The following is an 18,770-nucleotide window of genomic DNA, read 5'->3' as shown; positions in this document are numbered from 1 at the left end:
CTGAATAGGGAAAGCTACAATTTTTTTAAAGATAAGTTGTTTCAACTATATAAATAAATTGAATTTTTTATTTTGGGTGTACATTTGATTTGCTTGAAAATAATAGACAAAAAGAGTAAATAAGGAGGTTAATATGTATTCAATTGGCGTTGATATTGGGACGACAAATTGTAAATTGTGTGTTTTTGAATTGCCATCTTTAAAACTAGTAAATAGCTTTTCTTTTGTTACACCAAAAGTAATCACAAAATATGGTTCTGATTTTGATATTACAGCGTTATACAATCAATTAGAAAAAGGGATAATTGAGATAATTGGCTCACTTTCTGATCCTGAACAAGTAAAAAATATTGCGATTGCTAGTGTGGGTGAGTCTGGTGTTCTTATTGATGAAAAAGGAGATGTTGTAGGTCCTGCTATCACATGGTATGACACAAGGACAAAAAATAATCTCGCGGATATTAATACAAAATTTAGTGATGACGAACTTTATACCATTACAGGTATTCCTATTCATAGTAATTATAGTTTAACTAAAATTTTATGGATAAAAGAAAACTGTGATATTAACCTCAATAAAGTTAAATGGTTATGCATAGCCGAATATATTGCATATAAATTAACTGATGTTAAAAAAGCTGAACCTTCATTAGCATCAAGAACCTTGGTTTATGATTTAAAAAACCATTGTTGGTCAGAAAAAATTTCGTCAATTTTTAAAATTAATAACTTATTTTCTGATTTTGTTCAATCAGGTAAAAATATTGAGAAATTAAAGTCATCATTAGCAAGTAAACTTAATTGTAGTCAGCCTATTTATGTATCAATTGGTGGTCATGATCATATGTGTGGTTCTATAGCCGCTAGACTTAAATCAGGAGAAATACTTAATTCGACGGGTACTACTGAAGGATTGTTGCTTTTACTTAAACAAGCTAATTTTGATAAAAGCTTTTTAGACAGTCATTTGTCAAACGGTCAATATGTAATTGATGATTTATATACTCTTTATGCATCTCTTCCTTCGGCTGGATATAGTATTGAATGGTTTAAACGGACTTATTGTGTAAGTAATGAAGATTTTGATCTACTTATCGAATCACTATTTAATAAACTCTCCGATATTAACTATATAAAGCAGAAATTAAATATTTTCATTCCACATTTACGTGGTAGTGGCCCTCCTAAACGTAATATTGATTCTAAAGGCTTATGGTATGGTTTTGCTGAAAACAGCTCTTTACAAGACACATTGTTGGCTATTTTTCAGGGATTATGTTTTGAACTAAAAAATATACTTATAACTATTGAGAAACTAACCTCTACCCATCATCCAATAATAAAAGTGATAGGTGCAGCTGCAAAAAATCCAGTTTGGTTACAGCTAAAGGCTGATATTCTTGGAAGAGAAATAATATCTTGTAATATCAAAGAAGCCGTGTGTAAAGGGGCGGTTATGTTAGCGGGGTATCAAAATCATTATTTAGATAAAGATATTGATAATCAATTTGAAAATCAAATAGTCAGATATATGCCTAATCAACAAATAACGCAATATTATGGCCAAGTATTTAATAATTATTATCAACCATTTTATGATTTAAAAACTCAATTAGAATTCCATCGAAAAAAGGGTAATTAAAATGAAAGCGTCAGTGTGTTATAAGCAAAATGATTTAAGAACAGAAGATCTTCCTATTCCTGAAATTTCCAATAATGAAGTATTAATAAAAATGCTTGCATGTGGTTTATGCGGTACTGATATTCAAAAGATTCGTGGTGATTCAGTCAATAAACCTACAGTTTTAGGACATGAAGTTGTCGGTGAAATTGTCAAAAAAGGTAAAAATGTTAGCAAGTTTGAGATAGGGGATAGAGTGATCACTGCTATACATGTTCCTTGTTTTACTTGTCACTATTGTAATAAAGGACACTATACGATTTGTGAACAATTTAGAACCAATAATATCGATCCGGGTGGATTTGCTGAGTTTATTCGTATTCCTGAATTACATTTGAATCATTTAACTCATAAAGTTTCAAATAATGTAACCGATGAAGAAGCTACATTAATCGAACCTATTGCCTGTTGTTTACATGGATTAAAACAAGCAGATATCAGACCAAATGATAGTGTTTTAATCATGGGGGCAGGAACAATTGGGATATTACATGCTCAATTAGCCAAGATTAAAGGCGCCAATAAAGTGATTGTCAGTGATATGTCAGAATTTAAATTACAAAAAGCACTAAAAGTTGGTTGTGATTATGCAATAAATATTAAGGAAAAAAATATTATAGATGAGGTGAATAAAATCACAGATGGTCAAGGTGTCGATGTAATAGTTATTGCTGCTGGTGTTTCCTCTTTAGTTGCAGATGCCGTTAATATGGTGAGAAGAGCTGGTAAAATAATTGTATTTTCAGGATTTGATAAAAATAAATTAGTCACACTTGATGTCAGTCGTTTTTTCAAAGATGAGATATCCATTATTGGAACCTATTCCGTTACACCGTATGAGTTTCCAGAAGCGTTAGATCTGCTTGAAAAAAGGAAACTCAACACAGAAGAGATGATAACACATGTTTATCCATTAAAAAAATTGAGCGAAGCTATTGATATATCAACGAATCCTGAGCAGCCAGTATTAAAAGTTATTATCAAAGCTGAAATTTAGAGCAGTATTGTTATTTATATTTACTAGACTTTTCAACTTATGAAATGAGTAAAATTTAATGTAAGGTAGCACCGATGAAAAAGATACCGATTATTATGATTTTAACCGTGTTATTGTTTAATTTTTTTTCTATTAGTTATGCCTTATGTTTAAATTTTACTCAATATCAATTTGATATTTTGTCAACTTTACTCTATTTAGTGATATTGTCGTCTATCATATTTTTAATCAATTTAATCATTAAAAAAAATGCTAAGACGCCGATTTTTCTATCTTATTATTTCGTTCTTTGCTTAATTACCACTATGGCAGAAATTACTTATCTGTCTTACCAAGAAATAGGAACTAGTAATAACATGATCTACTTTCTAATCTATTTTTCACTCTTTATTTATGTCACTAAATCAATTAGTCTAAAAAACTATTTTTCTACTAAAAAGAATTAATAATGATTTTTTTAGAGTGAAAAATATCAATTTTTGCTTTATCAGTCATGGTTCAACAAATTGGCATCAACTACAATCATTTTAATAATGTTTGTAAACTTCTCGACTTCTTTTAAAAGAAATACATCAGATTAAGTTAATAACTAAAGCATTAAAAATATATTTATACGCAATCAATGTTATCATACCCAATTTGTATCTTAGTTATAAAAAATATTATTTATGCAAAATAACTCTGTAACATGGTTTTTATATATTATTAGAACATCTAACCAATCATTGTATACTGGAATTACAACAAATGTGTTTAGGCGGTTACAGCAACATCAAAATGGTCGTGGCGCTAAATATCTAAAAGGCCATAAAGATATTTATGTTGTTTATCAAATAAAAGTTGGCGACAGGTCTACCGCTTTAAAATTAGAGTATCGTATAAAACAACTTTCCAAGCTGAAAAAAGAACAATTGGTTGCAAACTCTCCAGACTTAACTAATTTATTAACATTACTCAAACAATAATCGACTAATTAATTTTATAAAAAGCTTTGAATTTATAACCACAATTTATTTGGATTTATTATTTACTTTATCAGTTAATATTTAGAATATCGACATCAATTGTAATGGTGGCGCTTTAAGGGCATTTATTTGTTGATTGAATTCAGATAGTTGTCGTTTCCAAAAATCCATATCAGTTATCCATGGAAAAGCAATAGGAAAAGCTGGATCTTGCCAACGCTCAATAATCCATGCCAGATGATGAATTATTCGCATTGCTCGTAAAGGCTCAATCAATTTAAGTTGTCCTTTATCGAAATCATGAAAATCTTGATACAATTCAAGTAGCTCATCTAATTGTAGGCATTGTTCTTGTTGGTTACCATAAAGCAACATCCAAAGATCTTGAATTGCTGGACCATTGCGTGAATCATCGAAATCTAAGAATATAGCATTATCATCATGCCATAAAATATTACCAACATGGCAATCAGCATGTAATCGTATTGGTTGCCAATCATCATGCCAATATTGTTCAATCGTTTTGATCAGTTTGATCAATACTGTTTTGAGATCGAGTTGAATGCTATTAGGAATATAGGTTGAGGATAATAAGATCTCTTGCGGACGATAAACATATTCCTCAAGCCCAATAGTTGGACGGTATGAAAAAGTTTGAGTTGCACCGATTTGATGTATACGACCAATCATCGTACCAACCGATTCCATTTGATTTCGATTATCCATTTCATAGGGTCTACCACCCAAACTAGGAAATAAAGCAAACAGATAGCCTTGATATTCATGTAATGTCTTACTATTAATTACGAGTGGTGACGCTACTGGAATATCAGCATGGTATAATTGTTCAGTAAACTGGTGTTCTTCAAGTATTTGTTTTCGATTCCAACGATGGGGACGATAAAATTTTGCAATATAACGTTTATGTTTTTCATCGTGAAATTGATAGACGCGATTTTCATAACTATTTAAAGCAGTTAAACCTGAATCTATATAAATGCCAATTGAAGCCAAACTCTCGACAATAAGATCGGGTGATAATAATTGAAATGAAAATGCTGATCTATCCATTAAATGATTCCTCTAATTATTGTTGATTAAACCATTCATCTAGTTTTTGTTTTAATGCTTCAAGTCCAACTCGTTTAGGTGATGAAAATGGTGCGACAGTAATATCGCCTTGGAAAGGTAAGATGGCTTCTTTTACCATATTAACTTGCTTCTTAATAGCACCAGAAGCGAGTTTATCCGCTTTAGTCAGTAACAACATGACTGGAATTTCAACCGAAACTGCCCATTGAATCATCTGTTGATCTAAATCTTTTAAAGGATGTCTTATATCCATTAAAACAACTAGTCCCAATAAACTTTCGCGTTTTTGTAAATATTCTCCTAGCGATTTTTGCCATTGGCGTTTTATCGCTTCAGGAACTTGGGCATAACCATAACCCGGTAAGTCCACTAAACGGCAATTTTTTTCTACCTCAAAAAGATTGATTAATTGAGTTCGCCCAGGTGTCTTACTCGTACGAGCTAAAGACTTCTGGTTAGTTAATGTGTTGAGTGCACTGGATTTTCCTGCATTAGATCTACCAGCAAATGCTACCTCTACACCGCTATCACTGGGTAAATGAGAAATATCTGGAGCACTTAAAATAAAATGTGTTTTTGCATAATTTAATGGGCGAATATCAGTCATAAAAAGTATCCTTTAAATGCTTTAACGGCACTTAATTGATTTAAATGCCGCTACTGTATAGAAAAACTCAAGCATTGACAACTTTTTCGACGGCTTTTGTAAATCGCATCATGCCTTCTCGAATCTCTTCTTCCGAAATAATTAACGATGGAGTGAAACGTAACACATTTGGTCCTGCATTTAATATCATCACTTTAAATTCTGTTGCAACATTTAAAAAATCACGAGCTTTATGGTAAAATTCTGGCTGTAACTCTGCACCTAATAATAGACCTTTACCACGATATTCCCGAAATACTCTAAATTTATCATTAATGTTTTCAAGTTGTTCAATAAAGATTGCACGACGTTTTTGGACTCCTTCTAAAACCTCTGTCGTGTTAATGATATCGAATGCCTCACAACCAACCGCACAGGCCAAAGGATTACCACCATAAGTTGTACCATGGACGCCGGGATGCATTACTGTTGCAATTTCTTCTGTTGTTAACATAGCACTAATTGGAAATCCACCACCAAGCGCTTTAGCAGAAGTCAAAATATCAGGTGTTACACCATATTGTTGATAAGTATATAAGCTTCCAGTTCGGCCCATTCCACATTGAACCTCGTCAAAAATGAGTAAGGCGTGATATTTATCACAAAGTTCGCGAACACCTTGTAAAAACTCAAGTGATGCGCAGGTTAATCCACCTTCACCTTGTACAGGTTCTAGTACAACGGCACAGGTATGATCATCTATTACTGCTTTTACTGCATCAAGATTATTAAATGGAACATGGATAATGTCAGCAGGTTTTGGACCGAAACCATCTGAATATTTAGCTTGACCACCGACAGAGACTGTAAAAAATGTTCGTCCATGAAAAGATTGATGAAAGGCGATAATTTTAGTTTTATAAGGATTGTATTTTTCAATAGCATAATAGCGAGCCAATTTGAAAGCCGCCTCATTTGCTTCTGCTCCAGAATTGGCAAAAAAGATGCGATCAGCAAAAGTATTATCAATAAGTTTTTGTGCTAAATTTAAGGCTGGCTCATTGGTGAAAACATTACTAACATGCCATATTTTTTCACTTTGTTCATGCAATGCTTTAACTAGTCTAGGATGGCAATGACCAAGTGCATTGACTGCAATACCACCAGCAAAATCAATATATTCTTCACCATTTTGATCCCATACTCGGCTGCCTTTCCCTTTAACTGGTATAAATTGGGCTGGCGCATAAACGGGTAAAATGATCTTATCAAATAGTTGGCGTGTGATCTTTGGCTGCATTGTTAAATCCTTATCTGTTTTTATTGAATAAATTACCATTTATTTTATGCTAATTAATAGCAGAGTAAAGTAAATAATTATTCAAATATAATGAATTAATATTCATCTGTAAAAAAATTTTAAATTCAAAACATATTCAATAATTTACTTCTTTTCTTTAATTATTTTCAGGTATAATCGAATCCTGTTGGTTAATTGCATCTAAAAGAGTTAAAAATGAGTCGTACTATTTATTGCCATTATTTAAAAAAAGAAGCAGACGGTTTAGATTTTCAGCTTTATCCTGGTGAACTTGGTAAACGTATTTTCAATGAAATATCAAAGCCTGCATGGCAAGAATGGCTCAAAAAGCAAACCATGTTAATTAACGAAAATAAACTTAATATGATGAATCCGGAGCATCGTAAGCAGATTGAAGCGGAAATGATTAAATTTTTATTTGAAGGTGAAGAAGTTGTTATTGATGGATATAAACCCCAAAACTGAGGTATAACATGAAAAACAATAGAAAGATCATTACGTTGTTTATAGCAATGAGCCTTTTAAATGGATGTTCAGGTGGTAATTCATCTAAGAATAATGAAGATTTTTACATTAAAGACACCAATGCTTTCAATATTTTAATTGGTCAATATGCGAATAATATAGAAGAAATTTGGGGGCCTCAGGAAGTCCTTATCGCTGGTCCAAAAGATTATGTTCAGTATGAGGATAATTTACAAACTCGAGTTCATATCAACTTTGTTTCTGGTGTGATAACAATTGAAACTTTGTCTGATTCTCCCATAGAATCGTTAAAAGAAGCAATAGTTTCAACATTACTAATGCCCGAACCTGTCGATATCATACGTCATGATAAAATTAGTCAAGATTTATCACAAGAGCCTTTCTTATACAATCAAGTATTAGACCAAGAACGGCAACCTATTCGTTGGAGTGGTCGAGCGAATAATTTTGCTGATTATGTGTTGGCTAATAACTTGAAAATTCGTCCATCAGGCATGCACAGCATTACTTATGTGGAAATTAAATTGGTTCCGAATCACATTAGTGAACGAGCAAGAAAATTCTTGCCATTGGTGACGGAAGCTTCAAACCGTTATTTCATTGATGAGCGTTTAATTTTAGCAATTATGGAAGTCGAGTCTGCTTTTAACCCTTATGCGGTAAGTCGCTCAGACGCGCTTGGGTTAATGCAAGTTCAGCAGCATACTGCAGGACGTGATATTTTCCAATTACGTGGTAAATCAGGAGAACCGACTAGGAAATATTTACTTGATCCTCGTAATAATGTCGATATGGGTACCGCTTATTTATCATTATTAAAAACGAAATATTTGGCAGGTATTAATAATCCTGTATCTTTAAGGTATGCAATGATTACCTCTTATAATGGTGGAGCAGGTAGTGTATTGCGCACATTTTCTAATGATCGTGATCGCGCAATTGATATTATAAATTCAATGACACCACAACAAGTTTTTCGAAAATTAGTCACATCACATGTTTCTCAAGAATCACGTAACTATCTGATAAAAGTAAGTAATATATTAGATAACAGATAATATTATGTTAAATAATAATAGCTATCACTGATAAGATAAGGAACCAAGAATGAAATTATAGTTTTATCGGCAGTAATATCTTTAAAAAAATAAGATTTTTGTGGTTTAAAAATTTTTTAATAAAAAAAACGTGATCTACTTCAAATTTTGAGTATACTATGCGTCTCATAAAACCCTAGTTTTTTTGAGGATGTTAGTTTGAGTACCGATAAACTTGTGGATTCATATTCCCCCGCACAAATGACACAAATTGCCGAAGATCTTGGCAACTACAAATTAAGTAAACACCCATGTAGTACGATTTTATCTGCTATTATTGCAGGTGTGTTTATCTCTATAGCTTTCGTATTTTATATTACCGTAACAACTGGCACCGCAACTGTTGCTTTTGGTTTAGCCAAACTAGTTGGTGGCATCTGTTTCTCATTAGGATTAATGTTGGTTGTTTGTTGTGGTGCTGATCTGTTCACTTCAACTGTATTAACGATATTACCTAAAATGACTCATAAAGTTACGTGGAAGAAAATGATCCGTAATTGGATTTTAGTCTATGTTGGTAACTTTATTGGTGCTATACTGTTTGTAACAGTTATTTGGTTTTCTGGTCAATATATGGTTGCTAATGGATTGTGGGGATTAAATGTCCTGCAAACAGCGGATCATAAGTTACACCATACTTTTATTGAAGCCGTCTTTCTTGGTTTATTGGCTAATTTGATGGTTTGTTTGGCAGCTTGGTTAAGTTATGCTGGACGTAGCTTACTTGATAAAATGTTAATTATGGTTTTACCTGTAGCAATGTTTGTTGCAAGTGGTTTTGAACATAGCATTGCAAACATGTTTATGATCCCTATGGGAATTGTAATTAATAATTTTGCATCTCCTGAGTTTTGGACTGCAGTAGGGGTATCACCTGATACATTTAAAGATCTAACTGTAGAGCATTTTGTTTTAAATAATTTAATTCCTGTAACAATAGGGAATATTTTAGGTGGTTTAGCTGTTGCGCTACCATATTGGGCTTTATATTTACGTAAACCACATTGATTTTATGATATTTATCCTCATATTAGGAGAGGATAAATAGATATTTTTGTAAACCTGAGGTTAATAATTATGAGTAATTTAAACGAAGTACAAGCAAAGGCTTGGAAAGGATTTAAAGAAGGTGATTGGCAAAATAATGTCAATGTTCGTGATTTCATTCAAACAAATTACACACCTTATGAGGGTGATGAATCTTTCTTAGCTGGCGCTACAGATGCTACCACTAAATTGTGGGACAAAGTGATGGAAGGCATCAAATTTGAAAACTCCACTCATACACCAGTTGATTTTGATACAAGCGTAATCTCTACTATCACTGCTCATGATGCGGGTTATATCGAAAAGGATTTAGAGAAGATTGTCGGTTTACAAACTGAAAAACCATTAAAACGAGCTATTATCCCGTTTGGTGGTATCAAGATGATTGAAAACTCTTGTAAAGCTTACGATAGAACTTTAGATCCATTAGTCAAAAAAATCTTTACTGAATACCGTAAAACTCACAACCAAGGTGTGTTTGATATTTATACTCCAGATATCCTTCGTTGTCGTAAATCAGGTGTTATTACTGGTCTTCCTGATGCGTACGGCCGTGGTCGTATCATTGGTGACTACCGTCGCGTGGCACTTTACGGTATTGATTACTTAATGCAAGATAAATTTGCTCAATTCACTTCATTACAAGCTGACTTTGAAAATGGCGTTGATTTACCAATGACTATGCAACGTCGTGAAGAGATTGCTGAGCAACATCGTGCACTTGGTCAAATTAAAGAAATGGCTGCGAAATATGGTTTTGATATTTCAGCTCCAGCTACAACGGCACAAGAAGCTGTTCAATGGACCTATTTTGGTTACTTAGCTGCAGTTAAATCTCAAAATGGTGCAGCAATGTCATTAGGTCGTACTTCGACTTTCTTTGATATTTATTTCCAACGTGATTTAGAAGCAGGTCTAATCACTGAGCAAGAAGCACAAGAAATTGTTGACCATTTCGTGATGAAATTACGCATGGTTCGTTTCTTACGTACACCTGAATATGATGAATTATTCTCTGGTGATCCAATTTGGGCAACTGAATCTATCGCTGGTATGGGTGTTGATGGTCGTACATTAGTAACTAAGACTTCTTTCCGTTTCTTAAATACTTTATATACAATGGGTCCATCACCAGAACCAAACATGACTATCCTTTGGTCAGAACACTTACCAAGTGGATTTAAAGAATTCGCATCTAAAGTATCAATTGATACTTCATCATTACAATATGAAAATGATGATTTAATGCGTCCAGACTTTAACAACGATGACTATGCAATTGCGTGTTGTGTAAGTCCAATGATCGTTGGTAAACAAATGCAATTCTTCGGTGCTCGTGCTAACCTTGCAAAAACTCTTCTATACGCAATCAACGGCGGTGTGGATGAAAAATTAAAAATGCAAGTTGGTCCTAAAGAAGATCCAATCACTGACGAATATCTTGATTTTGATAAAGTGTTCGCTCGTTTAGATCACTTTATGGATTGGTTAGCAAAACAATACGTGACAGCTTTAAATGCTATTCACTATATGCACGATAAATATAGCTATGAAGCATCATTAATGGCGTTACATGACCGTGATGTTATTCGTACTATGGCTTGTGGTATTGCTGGTCTATCTGTTGCAGCTGACTCATTATCTGCAATTAAATATGCGAAAGTGAAAACGATCCGTGATGAAGATGGTTTAGCAACTGATTTTGAAATCGAAGGTGAATATCCACAATTCGGTAACAATGATCCACGTGTAGATGATATTGCTGTTGATTTAGTTGAACGTTTCATGAAGAAAATTCAAAAACTTAAAACTTATCGTAATGCAATTCCTACTCAATCAGTATTAACCATTACTTCAAACGTTGTATATGGTAAGAAAACTGGTAATACTCCTGATGGTCGTCGCGCTGGTGCTCCATTCGGACCTGGTGCTAACCCAATGCACGGACGTGACCAAAAAGGTGCGGTTGCTTCATTAACATCTGTTGCTAAACTTCCGTTTGCTTACGCTAAAGATGGTATTTCATATACTTTCTCTATCGTTCCAAATGCATTAGGTAAAGATGATGATGCACGTAAACGTAACCTAGCAGGTTTAATGGATGGTTATTTCCATCATGAAGCTACTGTTGAAGGTGGTCAGCATTTAAATGTTAACGTATTAAACCGTGAAACATTATTAGATGCGATGGAACATCCTGAAAAATATCCACAATTAACAATTCGTGTTTCTGGATATGCAGTGCGTTTCAATTCATTAACTAAAGAGCAACAAAAAGACGTTATTACACGTACTTTCACTCAATCAATGTAATTTGGTTAACTGAAAAACTAAACTTAAATAGCGCCTTTAAGGCGCTATTTTTTTATTAAGTAGCAAAAATAGTTGTTTTAAAGTTAACAAAATCGTAGTACAGCAAGCATTATTAAATATGGTTGTTATTTTTCTATAATTTAGTGAAAAACAAAACATATCAATTAATGCAATTGGTGTATACAAAGTATTATCTGAGTTAGAATAAGAAAAAAAATATAAAGCAAAAAGCAATGTGAGTAATTATTAGAGAATATTTATGGAACAAAACATTATTATGACAACGAAACTACCTATAAAAGGTCGTATTCATTCTTTTGAATCCTTTGGTACCGTTGATGGTCCTGGAATTCGCTTCATTGTTTTTTTTCAAGGCTGTTTAATGCGCTGTTTGTACTGCCATAATCGTGACACTTGGGATTTAAAAGCAGGGCGAGAAGTCACTGTTGAAGAACTGATGAAAGAAATTGTTTCTTATAAAAGTTTTATCATGCCTAATGGCGGTGGTGTTACAGCATCAGGTGGCGAAGCTACCTTACAATCTGAATTTATCACAGAATGGTTTAAAGCCTGCCATGAAGAAGGTATCAGTACATGTTTAGATACTAATGGTTATGCTAGACAGTTAGACCAAACGGTTGATGATCTTTTAGAAGTCACAGATTTAGTGATGCTTGACTTGAAGCAAGTTAATGATGAAATCCATCAAAAACTTGTTGGAGTACCTAATAAACGTGTGCTTGAATTTGCCAAACATCTACAAAAAATTAATAAACGGACTTGGATCCGCTACGTAGTGGTTCCTGGATGGACGGACGATGACGACTCAGCACATTTACTGGGTAAGTTTATTGAAGGTATGGATAATATTGAACGAGTGGAACTACTTCCTTATCATAAGATGGGCGCTTATAAATGGGATACCATGGGGGATGAATACAAATTACAAGGAGTAGAAGCGCCTCCTCGTGAAACACTTGATAGAATCCAAGCGATTATAGAAAGTTATGGTCAACCAGTAACATTCAGTAAGTAATAACCTACCAATACTTAATAGGCACCTATAATGGTGCCTTATTTGCATTTATCTTAATTTTTTGCGCCTTACCGCACGTAATAGATAAATGCCACCTTCTAAAGCCAAAACACAAACGGATAACCAAATAAGCCCATATGGAACGATGTGCTCTTTAGATACCGATTCATGCAAAAATAACACCGAAACAAGAGTAAGCAGTACTGGCTCAACATATCCCAGCAATCCAAATAAACCAAGCGGTAATAATCGTCTAGCAACAAAATACATGGCAAAAGCAATGGCAGTAATGATACCGAGCATTGGAATAAAAATATGAAAGTGAGATAGGTCACTTATAACCTGATTAAAGGAATAGTGTAAAATAAAATAAATAAGACAGCCTACAAAGATAAAAAAGAAATCGGAAAATGTCCCTGAAATGCCCTCTATTTGCAATTTACGGCGCGTCATAAAGTAAATTGGGTAACCCAATGCAATAACGGCTGTTTCCCACGAAAAAGCGCCAGTTATATAAATTTCCAAAACAACACCTATGCTGGCGAGCACGACTGCTATTTTTTGAAAAATACTTAGCTTTTCTTTATAAAATATTTGCCCGAAAACGACCATCGTTAATGGCAGTAAAAAATAGCCTAATGAAGCTGATAATCCATGTCCATTGATTGGAGCCCAAATAAAAATTAACATTTGGATGGTCAACAAAAATGAAGAAAATATTAGACCAATTAAAATCAGTGGCTGTTGTTTAATTCGCATAAATAGATTGATAATAGCTGACCACTGTTTTTCGACAATAATTAATATAATTATTGCAGGAAAGGAGGTTAATAATCGCCAACAAAAAATATCAACAACTGACAATGGTTGTAATAGAACAGGGTAGTAATAGAGTAAACCAAAAAGACATGATGCAAATATTGAAAGCGCAACGCCCTTTATCATTTTTTCACCTTTGTTAATAAAAAATAGCGCTAATGATTAGCGCTATTATCTATATGTAATGAAATGGGATAAATTTTATTTATCCAATTACCTCAACACCATTCATATAAGGTACTAATACGGATGGAATTCTAATTGTTCCATCTGCTTGCTGATAGTTTTCCATAATTGCAACTAACGTGCGTCCTACAGCTAAACCAGAGCCATTTAACGTATGTACTAAATAAGTTTTATTATCAGCTTTATTGCGATAACGCGCTTGCATACGGCGTGCTTGGAAATCCCACATATTAGAGCAAGAAGAGATTTCACGGTAAGTATTTTGAGCCGGTACCCACACTTCAAGATCATATGTTTTACAGGAACCAAAGCCCATATCACCTGCACATAATACAATTTTACGATACGGTAATTCTAGTAATTGTAATACTTTTTCTGCATGTGCAGTTAACTCTTCTAAAGCTTTCATGGATTCTTCTGGTTTAACAATTTGCACAAGCTCTACTTTGTCAAATTGATGCATACGGATTAAACCACGAGTATCTTTACCATAAGAACCAGCTTCAGAACGGAAACATGGAGTATGTGCAGTCATTTTCAAAGGTAACGCGCTTTCATCAATAATTTCGTCACGAACCAAATTGGTTACGGGTACTTCAGCAGTTGGAATAAGGGCGTAATTACTGCTTTCTGATTCTTCATCTAGTGGTTTTGTGTGAAATAAGTCACCTGCAAATTTTGGTAATTGTCCTGTACCGAATAAAGTGGCCTGATTGACAAGATAGGGCACATAAATTTCAGCATAACCATGCTGCTCTGTGTGAAGGTCTAACATAAATTGTGTGATAGCACGATGTAGGCGAGCTATCTGTGACTTCATAACAACAAAACGTGCACCAGTAAGTTTTACACCTGCAGCAAAGTCAAGACCTCCAAAACGTTCGCCTAATGCAACATGATCTTGGATTGGAAAGTCAAATGTTCTTGGGGTTCCAAAGCGAGAAACTTCGACATTGTCGTTTTCGTCTTTACCATCAGGTACAGAGTCATCAGGAATATTCGGAATAGTAGAGGTGATATCTTTTATTTTAGTTAGTAAGATTTCAAGCTCAGCTTTAGCATTATTCAGTTTTTCACCGAGTTTATTAACTTCTTCACGTACGGCTGTAATGTCCTCGCCTCGAGCCTTAGCTTCACCAATAGCTTTAGAACGAGCATTACGCTGTGCTTGTAAGCTTTCAGTTTCAACTTGCAGTACTTTGCGTTTTTCTTCTAGTTGACTAATAGTATCAACATCTAATTTAAATCCACGACGAGCTAACTTTTTAGCGACAACATTTAATTCATTTCGGAGTAAATTCGGATCCAACATAAATAACGTCCATTCTCATTAATAAGGAAATATCTTTCTACTTTAACAGTTATTCTAATATAGTTAACAAAACATATAAATCAAAAAGTAGATTGATTATAGATATTAAATTTTGTGAGCTTAGTATACTAGAATTATATCGGGATTCAACCGCAATGGCGCACCCGAAGGGATTCGAACCCCTGACCGCTCGGTTCGAAGCCGAGTGCTCTATCCAGCTGAGCTACGGATGCGTGTAAGTTCGTAAAAAAATGGTGCATCCGAAGGGATTCGAACCCCTGACCGCCCGGTTCGTAGCCGGGTACTCTATCCAGCTGAGCTACGGATGCGTTTTGAATTTGTTAAAATGGTGCATCCGAAGGGATTCGAACCCCTGACCGCCCGGTTCGTAGCCGGGTACTCTATCCAGCTGAGCTACGGATGCATATTTTAATTTTTTAAAATGGCGGTGAGAGAGGGATTCGAACCCTCGATGCAGCTTTTGACCGCATACTCCCTTAGCAGGGGAGCGCCTTCAGCCTCTCGGCCATCTCACCAAAAACATTATGACTTTGCTTGAACAACAAAATCATAATGTCGTGGCGCACATATTACGTTTTACAAAAAATAAGTCAAACAATTTTTTTGCTTACGCGTGCTAGTTGTTTATTTCGTGCCCAATATTACTCTTTGGGCTCAGGTAATTCATCATTTTTGTTCTGAGATTGATGAATTCTATTGTATATCTCTTCTCGATGAATTGAGACTTCTTTAGGTGCATTAATACCGATTCTGACTTGATTACCCTTCACGCCAAGAATAGTAATAACAACATCATCACCAATAATTAGTGTTTCACCTACTCTCCTAGTTAAAATTAACATTAGATCTCCTAATATCAGTTAAGTATACATCACAATTTTAAGATATAGCTTCGTCAGCCCCCCATCAATAAGACAGAAAGACGGAATTTTACAGAAATATTCAAATATTCGATTAATAAATATCTTATTAACCAATACTGGAATATATCTGGCTAACTTGCTTGTAATTTATTACTGATTTCCTTTTTCATTGAAGACAATGCTTCTGGTAATGCTGAGAGATCCATTCCACCTGCTTGGGCGAAATCAGGCCGCCCACCGCCTTTACCACCTACTTTTAATGCTAATTGGGAAACTAATTCGCCAGCTTTGACAATATTGATTAAATCATTTGTTACGCCAGCGGCTAAGTTGATTTTGTCATTATTAACAGCAGCCAAAATAATTACTCCTGTTTTTAATTGATTTTTAAGATCATCAATCATAGTACGTAATACTTTTGCCTCGACATTTTCAACTTTAGCAATTAGTAAATTTTTATTATTGATTTTTTCACATTGATTAATTAATTGTGCGCTTTGTTGGCTAGCTTTTTGCGCCTTTAATTGCTCGATGTTTTTTTCAAGTAGTTTAGTTTGTTCAAGCAACTGCTCTACACGAACTAAAACTGCTGATTTATCGCTTTTAACCAATTGTGCAATTTGGTTTAATAAATTTGCTTCATGGTGTATAAAATCCATCGCATTTTGCCCAGAGGTTGCCTCAATACGGCGAACTCCAGAAGCAATGCTTGATTCAGATATTATTTTAAATAAACCTATATCGCCCGTTCTATCTACATGAGTACCACCACATAATTCAATTGAGAAATCGCCCATAGTTAGAACACGAACAATCTCTTCATATTTTTCACCAAATAGCGCCATTGCCCCTTTATTTCTAGCTTCATCTATTGGCATCAGTTCAACGTCAACAGGTAGATTACAACGAATTTGTTGGTTAACTAGATTTTCAATTTCAACAATTTGTTCTTGCGTGATGCTTTGATTATGCGAGAAATCAAAACGTAGATAACTATCATTCACTAGAGAACCTTTTTGATGAACATGGTTACCTAAAATTTGTTGTAATGCAGCTTGTAATAAATGGGTAGCTGAATGATTACGTCTAATACGTTCTCTTAACTCAATATCAATTGCCGCTGTTACTAAGTCACCAACTTTAAGGGAGCCTTTAACAAGGTTACCGATATGGCCAATGCTTTTGCCATATTTTTGGCTATCTAAAACAGTAAATTCGGCGTTTGCAGAAGTTAATAAACCTTTATCACCAATTTGTCCGCCTGATTCTCCATAAAATGGCGTCTTATCTAAGATGATAATAGCTTCTTCACCAGCATTGGCGCTTTCTACTTTTTTACCATTTTGGAAAATGGCAATTACTTTCCCTGATGCTTCGGTAGCTTGATAACCTAAAAATTCGGTTTTATCATCAAGTTTAATCACATTGCTATAGTCAACACTAAAAGCACTTGATTCACGAGCACGTTTACGTTGTTCTTCCATGCATTGATTAAATCCATCTTCATCAATGGTAATATTTTTTTCGCGACATACATCTGCGGTTAAATCTAATGGAAAACCAAATGTATCGTAAAGTTTAAATGCAACATCGCCGGGTAATACCGAATCGGTGATTTTAACCAATTCTTGATCAAGTAAAAACAATCCTCGTTCTAATGTTTTTAAGAATTGCTCTTCTTCAATTTTAAGTGCATCTTCAACTATTTTTTGATTTTTCGCTAATTCAACTGCTGCACTTCCCATTACATCAATAAGAGGCTTAACTAATTTGTAGAAGAATATTCCTTTAGCACCTAACATATGTCCATGACGCACAGCCCGTCGAATAATGCGACGTAAAACATAGCCGCGACCTTCATTAGAAGGCAATACACCATCAGAAATTAAAAATGCACAAGAACGAATATGGTCAGCAATAACACGTAAAGATTTACTTTCTAAATCTTTCGTTTGAATTATTTGTGCTGCATCATGAATTAATTTCTTAAATAAATCGATTTCATAATTGGAATTAACATGTTGTAATACAGCAGCAATTCTTTCTAAGCCCATACCCGTATCGACCGATGGCTTAGGTAATGGTTCCATTGTGCCATCAGGATGACGATTAAACTGCATAAAGACAATGTTCCAAATTTCAATGAAACGATCACCATCTTCTTCTGGGCTGCCTGGAGGTCCTCCCCAAATATGATCACCATGATCATAAAAAATTTCTGTACACGGTCCACATGGTCCTGTATCACCCATTTGCCAGAAGTTATCTGAAGCATAGGGAGCCCCTTTGTTGTCGCCAATACGCACGATACGTTCTTTGGGTATACCAATTTCTTTTTCCCAAATTGTGTATGCTTCATCATCTGTTTCATAAACAGTGACGGTTAATTTCTCTTTAGGAAGATTAAACCATTTTTCACTGGTTAATAGCTCCCAAGCAAAATGAATCGCATCATGTTTAAAATAGTCACCGAAACTAAAGTTTCCTAACATTTCAAAAAAAGTATGATGTCGAGCAGTATAACCCACATTATCCAAATCATTGTGTTTACCTCCAGCGCGAACACAGCGTTGTGCCGTTGTTGCTCTGGTATAAGGACGTTTTTCTATCCCTAGAAATACATCCTTGAACTGATTCATTCCAGCGTTGGTAAATAATAGCGTTGGGTCATTATGAGGAACAAGGGAACTACTTGCTACAATTTCATGTCCTTTGCTATTGAAAAAGTCAAGAAAAGTTTGACGAATTTCTGCAGTGCTTTTCATTTAGGCATCCATATAAACGATAAATTTTTAAACATAGTAATATACCTGTTACAACTAAAGTTGAAAAGTAAAGAAAAGTAAAATATTCTTTATAATACAGTTGGTCTAGCTAATATTACATGCAAATAAAAGGAAAAATAAATTGATTTAGTGAGCTTAACTAATGGGTATTGAATAATTTAA

The 18,770-nt window shown here is 34.4% G+C and carries 15 protein-coding genes and 4 tRNA genes; 8 read left to right on the top strand and 11 right to left on the bottom strand.

What is annotated here, in order from left to right; genetic code table 11:
• Nucleotides 1-133 precede the first annotated feature (133 nt).
• The 3 genes from A9G17_RS04440 to A9G17_RS04430 all read left to right on the top strand — a co-directional run bounded on the left by A9G17_RS04440 (nucleotide 134) and on the right by A9G17_RS04430 (nucleotide 3,643).
• Nucleotides 134-1,642: an FGGY-family carbohydrate kinase gene (locus A9G17_RS04440; RefSeq protein WP_065737678.1), complete on the top strand. Its 1,509-nt coding sequence runs from the start codon at nucleotides 134-136 to the stop codon at nucleotides 1,640-1,642.
• Between the two features lies 1 nt (nucleotide 1,643).
• The gene (locus A9G17_RS04435; protein WP_065737677.1) at nucleotides 1,644-2,678 is read left to right on the top strand and encodes a zinc-dependent dehydrogenase; all 1,035 of its coding nucleotides are present in this window, start codon (nucleotides 1,644-1,646) and stop codon (nucleotides 2,676-2,678) included.
• A 668-nt stretch (nucleotides 2,679-3,346) separates the two neighbouring features.
• Nucleotides 3,347-3,643 (top strand): GIY-YIG nuclease family protein, encoded by a 297-nt coding sequence (locus tag A9G17_RS04430; protein WP_065737676.1) that lies wholly within the window; start codon nucleotides 3,347-3,349, stop codon nucleotides 3,641-3,643.
• Between the two features lie 81 nt (nucleotides 3,644-3,724).
• On the opposite strand, the gene A9G17_RS04425 is transcribed toward A9G17_RS04430, so the two are convergent.
• The 3 genes from A9G17_RS04425 to A9G17_RS04415 form a co-directional block, all read right to left on the bottom strand.
• Complete coding sequence (locus tag A9G17_RS04425) at nucleotides 3,725-4,714, bottom strand: serine/threonine protein kinase (protein WP_065737675.1); 990 nt, start codon at nucleotides 4,712-4,714, stop codon at nucleotides 3,725-3,727.
• A 16-nt stretch (nucleotides 4,715-4,730) separates the two neighbouring features.
• Entirely contained in the window at nucleotides 4,731-5,342 is a 612-nt protein-coding gene (gene yihA, locus A9G17_RS04420; RefSeq protein WP_065737674.1) for a ribosome biogenesis GTP-binding protein YihA/YsxC, read from the bottom strand.
• Nucleotides 5,343-5,409: 67 nt separating this feature from the next.
• On the bottom strand, nucleotides 5,410-6,621 hold the full coding sequence (locus tag A9G17_RS04415; protein WP_065737673.1) for an aspartate aminotransferase family protein: 1,212 nt from the start codon (nucleotides 6,619-6,621) through the stop codon (nucleotides 5,410-5,412).
• 216 nt (nucleotides 6,622-6,837) lie between these two features.
• On the opposite strand from A9G17_RS04415, the gene A9G17_RS04410 reads away from it, so the two are divergent.
• From A9G17_RS04410 to pflA, 5 genes are all read left to right on the top strand, one after another.
• Entirely contained in the window at nucleotides 6,838-7,107 is a 270-nt protein-coding gene (locus A9G17_RS04410) for an oxidative damage protection protein (protein ID WP_065737672.1), read from the top strand.
• Nucleotides 7,108-7,115: 8 nt separating this feature from the next.
• On the top strand, nucleotides 7,116-8,186 hold the full coding sequence (gene mltC, locus A9G17_RS04405) for a membrane-bound lytic murein transglycosylase MltC (protein ID WP_065737671.1): 1,071 nt from the start codon (nucleotides 7,116-7,118) through the stop codon (nucleotides 8,184-8,186).
• 198 nt (nucleotides 8,187-8,384) lie between these two features.
• Nucleotides 8,385-9,233 carry a formate transporter FocA gene (focA, locus tag A9G17_RS04400; protein WP_218059756.1) on the top strand — a complete coding sequence of 283 codons (849 nt, stop codon included), beginning with the start codon at nucleotides 8,385-8,387 and terminating at the stop codon, nucleotides 9,231-9,233.
• Nucleotides 9,234-9,302: 69 nt separating this feature from the next.
• Nucleotides 9,303-11,585, top strand: coding sequence for a formate C-acetyltransferase (pflB, locus tag A9G17_RS04395; protein ID WP_065737670.1), 2,283 nt, complete (start codon nucleotides 9,303-9,305; stop codon nucleotides 11,583-11,585).
• Nucleotides 11,586-11,862: 277 nt separating this feature from the next.
• Complete coding sequence (gene pflA, locus A9G17_RS04390; protein WP_065739083.1) at nucleotides 11,863-12,621, top strand: pyruvate formate lyase 1-activating protein; 759 nt, start codon at nucleotides 11,863-11,865, stop codon at nucleotides 12,619-12,621.
• Nucleotides 12,622-12,669: 48 nt separating this feature from the next.
• On the opposite strand, the gene rarD is transcribed toward pflA, so the two are convergent.
• The 8 genes from rarD to alaS form a co-directional block, all read right to left on the bottom strand.
• Nucleotides 12,670-13,566: an EamA family transporter RarD gene (gene rarD / locus A9G17_RS04385; RefSeq protein WP_065737669.1), complete on the bottom strand. Its 897-nt coding sequence runs from the start codon at nucleotides 13,564-13,566 to the stop codon at nucleotides 12,670-12,672.
• Between the two features lie 79 nt (nucleotides 13,567-13,645).
• Nucleotides 13,646-14,938: a serine--tRNA ligase gene (gene serS / locus A9G17_RS04380; protein ID WP_065737668.1), complete on the bottom strand. Its 1,293-nt coding sequence runs from the start codon at nucleotides 14,936-14,938 to the stop codon at nucleotides 13,646-13,648.
• 156 nt (nucleotides 14,939-15,094) lie between these two features.
• Nucleotides 15,095-15,171, bottom strand: a tRNA-Arg gene (locus tag A9G17_RS04375).
• A 19-nt stretch (nucleotides 15,172-15,190) separates the two neighbouring features.
• Nucleotides 15,191-15,267 (bottom strand) — tRNA-Arg (locus A9G17_RS04370).
• 18 nt (nucleotides 15,268-15,285) lie between these two features.
• Nucleotides 15,286-15,362, bottom strand: a tRNA-Arg gene (locus tag A9G17_RS04365).
• Nucleotides 15,363-15,381: 19 nt separating this feature from the next.
• A tRNA-Ser gene (locus tag A9G17_RS04360) sits at nucleotides 15,382-15,474 on the bottom strand.
• 126 nt (nucleotides 15,475-15,600) lie between these two features.
• Complete coding sequence (gene csrA, locus A9G17_RS04355; RefSeq protein ID WP_025314757.1) at nucleotides 15,601-15,801, bottom strand: carbon storage regulator CsrA; 201 nt, start codon at nucleotides 15,799-15,801, stop codon at nucleotides 15,601-15,603.
• Between the two features lie 152 nt (nucleotides 15,802-15,953).
• Nucleotides 15,954-18,587: an alanine--tRNA ligase gene (gene alaS, locus A9G17_RS04350; protein WP_065737667.1), complete on the bottom strand. Its 2,634-nt coding sequence runs from the start codon at nucleotides 18,585-18,587 to the stop codon at nucleotides 15,954-15,956.
• Nucleotides 18,588-18,770 lie beyond the last annotated feature (183 nt).

The organism is Gilliamella sp. wkB7 (genome assembly GCF_001693435.1).
GTDB classification, from domain to species: domain Bacteria; phylum Pseudomonadota; class Gammaproteobacteria; order Enterobacterales; family Orbaceae; genus Gilliamella; species Gilliamella apicola_N.
The sequence above is the reverse complement of the archived record's forward strand: the minus strand, read 5'-3'. Positions and strand labels throughout refer to the sequence as shown.

Coding starts and splice junctions, on each gene's coding strand:
- A9G17_RS04440 (WP_065737678.1), top strand. CDS start 134: ATGTATTCAATTGGCGTTGATATTGGGACGACAAATTGTAAATTGTGT.
- A9G17_RS04435 (WP_065737677.1), top strand. CDS start 1,644: ATGAAAGCGTCAGTGTGTTATAAGCAAAATGATTTAAGAACAGAAGAT.
- A9G17_RS04430 (WP_065737676.1), top strand. CDS start 3,347: ATGCAAAATAACTCTGTAACATGGTTTTTATATATTATTAGAACATCT.
- A9G17_RS04425 (WP_065737675.1), bottom strand. CDS start 4,714: ATGGATAGATCAGCATTTTCATTTCAATTATTATCACCCGATCTTATT.
- yihA (WP_065737674.1), bottom strand. CDS start 5,342: ATGACTGATATTCGCCCATTAAATTATGCAAAAACACATTTTATTTTA.
- A9G17_RS04415 (WP_065737673.1), bottom strand. CDS start 6,621: ATGCAGCCAAAGATCACACGCCAACTATTTGATAAGATCATTTTACCC.
- A9G17_RS04410 (WP_065737672.1), top strand. CDS start 6,838: ATGAGTCGTACTATTTATTGCCATTATTTAAAAAAAGAAGCAGACGGT.
- mltC (WP_065737671.1), top strand. CDS start 7,116: ATGAAAAACAATAGAAAGATCATTACGTTGTTTATAGCAATGAGCCTT.
- pflB (WP_065737670.1), top strand. CDS start 9,303: ATGAGTAATTTAAACGAAGTACAAGCAAAGGCTTGGAAAGGATTTAAA.
- pflA (WP_065739083.1), top strand. CDS start 11,863: ATGACAACGAAACTACCTATAAAAGGTCGTATTCATTCTTTTGAATCC.
- rarD (WP_065737669.1), bottom strand. CDS start 13,566: ATGATAAAGGGCGTTGCGCTTTCAATATTTGCATCATGTCTTTTTGGT.
- serS (WP_065737668.1), bottom strand. CDS start 14,938: ATGTTGGATCCGAATTTACTCCGAAATGAATTAAATGTTGTCGCTAAA.
- csrA (WP_025314757.1), bottom strand. CDS start 15,801: ATGTTAATTTTAACTAGGAGAGTAGGTGAAACACTAATTATTGGTGAT.
- alaS (WP_065737667.1), bottom strand. CDS start 18,587: ATGAAAAGCACTGCAGAAATTCGTCAAACTTTTCTTGACTTTTTCAAT.